This is a genomic window from uncultured Campylobacter sp., from assembly GCF_938030785.1.
GTDB lineage: Bacteria > Campylobacterota > Campylobacteria > Campylobacterales > Campylobacteraceae > Campylobacter_B.
The window spans coordinates 22755-29328 of sequence record NZ_CALHIK010000176.1 but is presented as its reverse complement, the minus strand read 5'-3'; the positions used below and the strand labels follow the sequence as shown (position 1 = coordinate 29328).

Annotated in this window: 7 protein-coding genes; 4 read left to right on the top strand and 3 right to left on the bottom strand. The window is 43.4% G+C overall.

Annotated features, from left to right (window positions below; all coding sequences use genetic code 11):
- Positions 1 to 143: 143 nt before the first annotated feature.
- From Q0438_RS10155 to Q0438_RS10145, 3 genes are all read right to left on the bottom strand, one after another.
- On the bottom strand, positions 144 to 665 hold the full coding sequence (locus Q0438_RS10155) for a hypothetical protein (RefSeq protein ID WP_299190609.1): 522 nt from the start codon (positions 663 to 665) through the stop codon (positions 144 to 146).
- A gap of 6 nt (positions 666 to 671) precedes the next feature.
- Positions 672 to 986 carry a hypothetical protein gene (locus Q0438_RS10150; protein WP_299190608.1) on the bottom strand — a complete coding sequence of 105 codons (315 nt, stop codon included), beginning with the start codon at positions 984 to 986 and terminating at the stop codon, positions 672 to 674.
- A gap of 138 nt (positions 987 to 1124) precedes the next feature.
- Positions 1125 to 1670: a hypothetical protein gene (locus tag Q0438_RS10145; RefSeq protein WP_299190606.1), complete on the bottom strand. Its 546-nt coding sequence runs from the start codon at positions 1668 to 1670 to the stop codon at positions 1125 to 1127.
- Positions 1671 to 1924: 254 nt separating this feature from the next.
- Between Q0438_RS10145 and Q0438_RS10140 the strand changes: the two genes are divergently transcribed.
- The 4 genes from Q0438_RS10140 to rpsF all read left to right on the top strand — a co-directional run bounded on the left by Q0438_RS10140 (position 1925) and on the right by rpsF (position 6572).
- Complete coding sequence (locus tag Q0438_RS10140; RefSeq protein ID WP_299190604.1) at positions 1925 to 3151, top strand: hypothetical protein; 1227 nt, start codon at positions 1925 to 1927, stop codon at positions 3149 to 3151.
- A complete protein-coding gene (locus tag Q0438_RS10135) occupies positions 3148 to 5070 on the top strand; it encodes a ribonuclease R family protein (protein ID WP_299190603.1) in 1923 nt (640 codons plus the stop codon). Before Q0438_RS10140 ends, Q0438_RS10135 begins: the two co-directional genes overlap by 4 nt.
- A complete protein-coding gene (locus Q0438_RS10130) occupies positions 5070 to 6074 on the top strand; it encodes a DNA polymerase III subunit delta (RefSeq protein WP_299190601.1) in 1005 nt (334 codons plus the stop codon). The genes Q0438_RS10135 and Q0438_RS10130 overlap by 1 nt, the downstream gene beginning before the upstream one ends.
- Before the next feature lie 84 nt (positions 6075 to 6158).
- On the top strand, positions 6159 to 6572 hold the full coding sequence (gene rpsF, locus Q0438_RS10125) for a 30S ribosomal protein S6 (protein WP_298053749.1): 414 nt from the start codon (positions 6159 to 6161) through the stop codon (positions 6570 to 6572).
- The last annotated feature ends 2 nt before the right edge of the window (positions 6573 to 6574 follow it).

Here is a 6574-nt window from a genome sequence, read left to right as displayed (position 1 = left end):
TATGTAAAATCTAAAAACATAGAAAAATTATTTGAAGAGAAAAATTCTAATTTTAAAGAGTTCAAGGAAAATTATTTAAAGGAAATTTTATGTAGAAGATTAGAAAAAATTTATATTGGTAAAAGTACGTATCAAGAAAATTTTTATTTTAAATTATTGTCAATATCTCTGTTAAATATAGTTAAAATATACTGCCTCAACTCGTCGTGGTCTTTTTGATTGAAATAAAACATATTGATAGTCGGAGTAATTTTCCACCTTTCAATCGAAGCCCACTCTATGTTTATTTGAAATTTTCTAGCATATTTCCAAAAATTTTTAAGAGTTTTGTTTGATTTTTTATAAATTCCCATGAAAACTAAAATTTCTAAAAATTCAGCTAAAAATAATATAAATATTGTAACAAGCACACACAACAAGAATAGTCCGAAACTATGCCTAGAGCCAAAATTTATTATCGTACATGCGCTCAAAAATCCCCAACCAAAACCTGTTGTTGTAATTATTCGCATAAAAGAACAAAAAACCATTTTGCCTTCTTCTTTTTTTACATGCGAAATATTGTAACCAATTGGATTGTCGAATGGATTATGAAGCACAATTTTATCTCCCATAACTTGGAAATGTATTGTTTCATCAATTTTATTGTTATGATTACAAAACACAACTTTTTAGTTGTAAAAATGAGTATAATGTGGCTTTATTGATAAAATATTTATAAAATCTAATATCAAAATAAGAGTTGTTATAAAACCAAAGAAAATGGCTGTTTGTATAGCTATATCGATTTCTAAATTTCCATGTTCAAATTCATCAAATTTATTCAAAACGAATACTGAAACAATCACCCAAAATACAAAAATTAATAAAAAATGGATAAATAAAGCCCAACTAGTATAATTCCGTAAAATTAATGGTTCTTTATCATAATCTCGTCGGTTTTTGTTTTTATCAAAAATATCGTTTTTGAAATTTAAATTTTCCAATTTTACTTCCTTTTTTGCGAGTCTGCATTATACAACAAATCAATCTTAAATTTGATTTGTTTTAACCTTAAATTCACTATTTTTGTAAATTCAGGTCGTATCGTTTAAATACGATACAAAATTATTAAATTTACAAATTTAGACTTGCGCAACAAGTAAATTTAAATTTGTAAATTCTTTTAGATCTTCAAATCCGTTATTAGCCAAGCTTCCATCTCTTAGTAAAGTATGATTTCCAAATAGTTCGCTTCCGTTTGTTATGCTATTTGTGATTAAGGTTTTATTGATGAGAATTCCGTCATTTTTATCTATCCAAGCTGTGTTTTGGGCAAATTTGTCGTTATCTAGGTCGAAGTATGTTTTACTGTTTTTTCTTGATATTGTTTTTACTCCGTCACCGTTTAAATCAATCACAATCGGAGAAGTTTTAGTTGAAGCCGGAGTCGTATCGGGGAAAGTATCGTTTGGACTGCCGTCTTCGTCGCGATCAAAATCTAAAATACCGCTTTCAAAATCGTCTAAGCAACTAATGCAAAACCCAGAAGCAGTAATCCAAAATATTAAAATAATCAAATAGTGTAAAATTAAAGGAAAACCAGAATAATCACGCAAAACTAGCAGTTCTTTGTCGTAGTCCCTAGTCTCTTCTTTCCTTAGCGCAGCACCGGCTTTAAATTTGTCCAAATCGAGCTCTTTATAAACGGAATTTTAAGGCATTCTATACGAAAGGGGATTAAAATTTTATAAAACTGCGCTTGAAATTTCGGTTTTGCCGCCGCAATAAACGGCAGGTCGATCCACGTTTTTTAGCGTAAAAAAGTACTTTAAAAGCCTCGTGAGCCGAAGTGGAATTTTGGCGCAACGGCGGCGTTTTGCTTTGCAATTTGAGTTAAAATTTGATATGATTGTGCGAAATTTATATTGAACGGCTTTTGAAAATGAATAAATTTATAACCCAAAAAATAGGCGCTCTTGCGGGCTTTAGCGATGAAATTTTAAAAATTTTAGCATCGTTTGACGCGGACGTTTCGGACGTCAGGCTCGCTCTGCAAATTTCAAAAAACGCCCCCCTTGCGGATAAAATTTTAGATTTAGCCTTTTGCGGTTTGTCTAAATTTAGCGCCGAAGGGCTCGCGAGGCAAAATTTCGCTACCGCAGATGAGCGGTGCGATCTCCAAAGCACGGAGCCCATAGGATGCGGCTTGCAAGATGCCGCAGACGAGTGGCGGCAAAACGAGTGCGCCGCGAGCGAGCAAAAAGGCGCAGATTTAGCAGTGCGGGGCGACAGTCCTAAATTTAATCACTCAAATGACGCAAGCGGCGTGAACTACAGCGACGAGAATTTTAAATTTAACCCCTTGCAAGCAGCAAGCGATACGCAGCGACAAAATCAGCATGTCGCCGCGAGAACTGATTGCGCGCTAGGTTCGAGCATTTCCGCGCAAGCCGAACGAGCGCATGGACGAGAGCAGGGGCAAGAATGGGGAAAGGCGCAGGAGCAGGGGCGAGAGCAGCCGGCGAAGCAGGAGCAGGGCGACACGGCACTAAAGATGCTAAATTTGCAGCAAGCGTTCGAGCTTTACGGGCGCGAGCAGATGCGGGCGTTTTTTCTATTCGCCGTATTTGACGCTATGCTAAAGCCCGATTTGCAGGCGTATCGCATCGACCGCGAAAAGCTCACGCAGGTCTCGCTGCTGCGAAATCTGCTTATGTTTTCGTGGATAAAATCCTACCCGCAGATCGAGCAAAGCATCCTTTCAAGCGTGATTTTAGTGGAGTTCGGGCGGGTTTTTATCGACGAGCAGGTGTGTGCGGCGGGCAAGGCGGAGGAATTTTACCACGCCATCAAGGGCTCGATCTTTCCGCAGGATTTTACCGACGTGGAGATGGAATTTAGCGGCACGAACCGCGAAAGCGTCTCGCACGCGCTATTTGCGCATTTCGGGCTAGAGCAGATCGCGCAGGACGCGCTGTATTCAAACGCCCCCGACGACGCGCCTTTTGAGAACAAATCCCGCTACGCGATGCTAAAGATCGCCAAAACCGCGGTCAATATCTACCATCATTTCGACGAGCTTAGCATCGACAACGCTTTAAATTTACTAGTCGAGTTCGGCTTCGAGCAAGAGGCGTTTTTAGAGGCTAAAGGCGAAATTTCGATATGAAAGAGTTCTTGCGCGCCTTTAATTCGGGCGTATTTGAAAAGGATCTTAGCGGCGAGCAAAAGGAGCTCGTGCGCAACCTCCTAAATATCGGCGCCATCAGCGCGCACAAAGGCAAGCTCTATCTAAACGACGGCTATGTTTTCGGCAGGCTCGACATCGCGCGCGACGGCACGGGCTATCTACAAAGCTTCGACGATCGCTTCAAAGCAGATCTCATCATTGAAAACAGATATTTAAGCGGCGTGCATCTGGGTGATCTGATCCTAGCAAAAATTTTAAGCTCAAGAAAGTCCCGCCTGCACGCAAAGGTGCTGATGTGCGTCAAGCCCGCGTTTTTAACGAGCGTGGTTTATACCAAAAGCTTCGGGCGCGAAATTTTAGGCGTGAACGTCAAAACCGGTCTCGCAAATCCGCTCAAAGCCACGCAAAAATCGCTCAAGCAGCTACCGTCAGGCACCCTTTTAAAGATCGATAATCTAACGAACGAAATTACCGAGGTGATCGGAAGCTTGGCCGATCCCTTCGTCGATGAGAAAATTTCTTTAGCGATCTACGATAAAAACGACGAATTTAACGAAGCGTGCAAGCAGCAAGCCGCAAGCTTCGGCAGCGAAGTGGACGAGGCGCTGTATCCGCAGCGCGTGGATTTGCAGCATTTGCCCTTTTGCACCATCGATCCTATCGATGCCAAGGACTTCGACGACGCGATCTATTTTGACGTAAAAGAGCGCACGCTTTACGTTGCGATCGCCGACGTGAGCGAATACGTAAGCGAATACTCGCCGATCGATAAGGAGGCGAAATTTCGCGGCTTTTCGATCTACTTCCCGCACCGATCCGTGCCGATGCTACCGCGCGAGCTTAGCGAAAATATCTGCTCGCTGATGCCTGATTTGCCGAGACTGGCCTTTGTTTTTAAAATCTCTTTGGATGAAAATTTAAACCCGCAAAAAGAGGAGCTTTTCGAAGCGATCATAAGATCAAAGCGCCGCTTTAATTACGACGAGGTCGATGAAATTTTACGCACTCGCAAGGCGTGCGAGCCCGAAATTTTAAGCTGGCTCTTGCCGCTTAATGAAATTTGCGAGCGACTGCGCCGCGCGAGGCTGAAGCGCGGATTTGATTTTCGCACCAAGGAGCTTCGCATCACGCTTGATGAGCACGGTTTTATAAGCTCCACCCGCTTTGAGACCGACACTCCGTCGCACAAGCTCATCGAGGATTGTATGCTGCTGGCCAACAAAGCCGCTGCGGCGCGCATCGAGCGAGGCGTTTTTAGAAATCACGGCTCGGCCGAGCTTAAAAAAATTTACGCGCTGCTTGACGATCTGGCGCTGTTCGGTATTGACGCGCCGTATCAGAGCAACCTCGCTAAGATGATCGGCGAAATCCAAGCGCAAGCCGATACTATGGGTATCCGCGAGGAGGTCGATAAGCTCATCATCAAAGCTCAAAAGCGCGCCGAGTACGGATCCGAATCGCGCGGGCATTTCGGGCTCGGATTTGATAACTATACGCACTTCACAAGCCCGATCAGGCGCTATTCCGATCTCATTTTGCACCGTCTGCTAAAGGCGCAGATGAGGGGGGATGAGAAATTTTATAATTACCTGCTTTTAAACATCGACGCGACGTGCGCGCGGCTAAACGAGCTAGAGCGCGAGGCGGATAAGGTCGCATTTGATTTTATGGACCGAAAATTTGCGCGCTGGGCCGCAGAAAATTTAGGTAAAAAATTCCGCTGTTATATCGACGAAAACGGAAATTCCGTCACCGCAAAGCTCGACGACAAGCTAAAGGGAGCTAAAATTTTGGTTTCAAATTTCGCCGGCGACATTTTAACGCCCGTACTAGTGGAGCTTACGGATGCAAACATCGCTAGCGGAGTGATCCTAGGCAGGGTGGTAAAGAAAATCTGATGTATAGAAAAGAATTTGACGGGCTTATCGCAAGCGGCAGGGTGCCGAATTTCGTGCTTTTGCGTGGCGGAGACGATTTTTCAAACGAGCTTTACGCGCAGCGATTGAAGCAAATTTACGCCTCGGAAAATTTTTTGAGTTTGTATTTTTTAGAGTATGATTTTGAGCAGGCGCGAAGCTTTTTGGAGCCCTCGCTTTTTGGCGGCAGCAACACGCTTCACATTAAAACCGTCTCGCTCATCAAAAAAGAGGAGTTGCGAAGGCTCATCGCGCTGTGCAAGTCGGACGCGAATAACCATCTGATCTACGAGCTAAACGATAGCGAAATTTCTGTAAGCGTGGATTTTATCAAAGAATTTGAACGAAACGAAGTGAGGTTTTTCAAACCCTCGGGCGTAAACGAAGCCATAGCGCTGCTTGCGCAAAAATGCGAGATGTGCGGGCTTTTTGCAAACACCGCCGCGCTTAGCAGGATCTACGCCATCCACAACGAAAGCCTGAGCCTAAGCGCGAGCGAGATAGAGAAATTTGCAAGTTTGGGGCTTGAGCTTAGCCTGCAAAACGTAAATTTGATGGTTTATGGCCTTAGCGAGGTAAGCTACGACGAGCTTTTCGATAAAATTTTCGGCCTTTGCGATTTTCGCGTAGATTTTTACAAAATGGCTCTTGGCGGCGGATACAACGAGATGGAGCTGATAAATTATTTCTACCGCTTGATTTATAGAATTTTTCGCCTGCATGCTTACGTGAAGATAAGCGGCAGATTTGATTTTAAGGCGGTTTTAGGCTATCAGCCGCCACCTTCCGTGGCCGCACAGATGCAGCGCTACGCCACCAGCTTTTCAACGCGGACGTTTTATAAAATTTTTGCTCACTTAAACGATTTGGAATTTGAACTCAAAAGCGAAAAGAACGCGGCGAAGGACGAGCTTTTGCTTGCGTCGTTTTTGAGGTTGCAGCGCATGCTGCTAAGTTCGCTCGGGCAAAAAGCAAATATTAAGTGAAATTTTAGTAATATCCCTTCGCATTTTTTGCAAAATCCTTGCCCGCAGACGCTGTTTGCGAGCTAAAATCCATAAGGAGAATTTATGAGAAATTACGAGGTTTTATTCATCGTTAAGCCCACGCTTACCGACGATGAAGTTAAAACAAAAGTCGATTTCGTCAAAGAAATCATAACCAAAAACGGCGGAGAGATCGCTTCCGTGATCGAAATGGGCGCTAGAAAGCTAGCCTATAAGATCGATAAATACGAGCGCGGAGTTTATTTCGTAATCTATTTTAAAGCCGAGCCGAGCTTGATCTCCGAGCTTGTTAGAAATCTGCGCATCAACGAAGATATCATTAGATTTTTGACCGTCAAATATGAGACTAAGCGCGAAATTTCCGCTTGGGACAAGCTAAGCAAAGGTATCAAGCTAAGCCCTGCGAAAAAAGAGCGCGAGCCAAAAGCGCCGGCAGAGCCGAAAGAACCCGAAGAAGCAGCCAAAGAGGGCGAATAAAG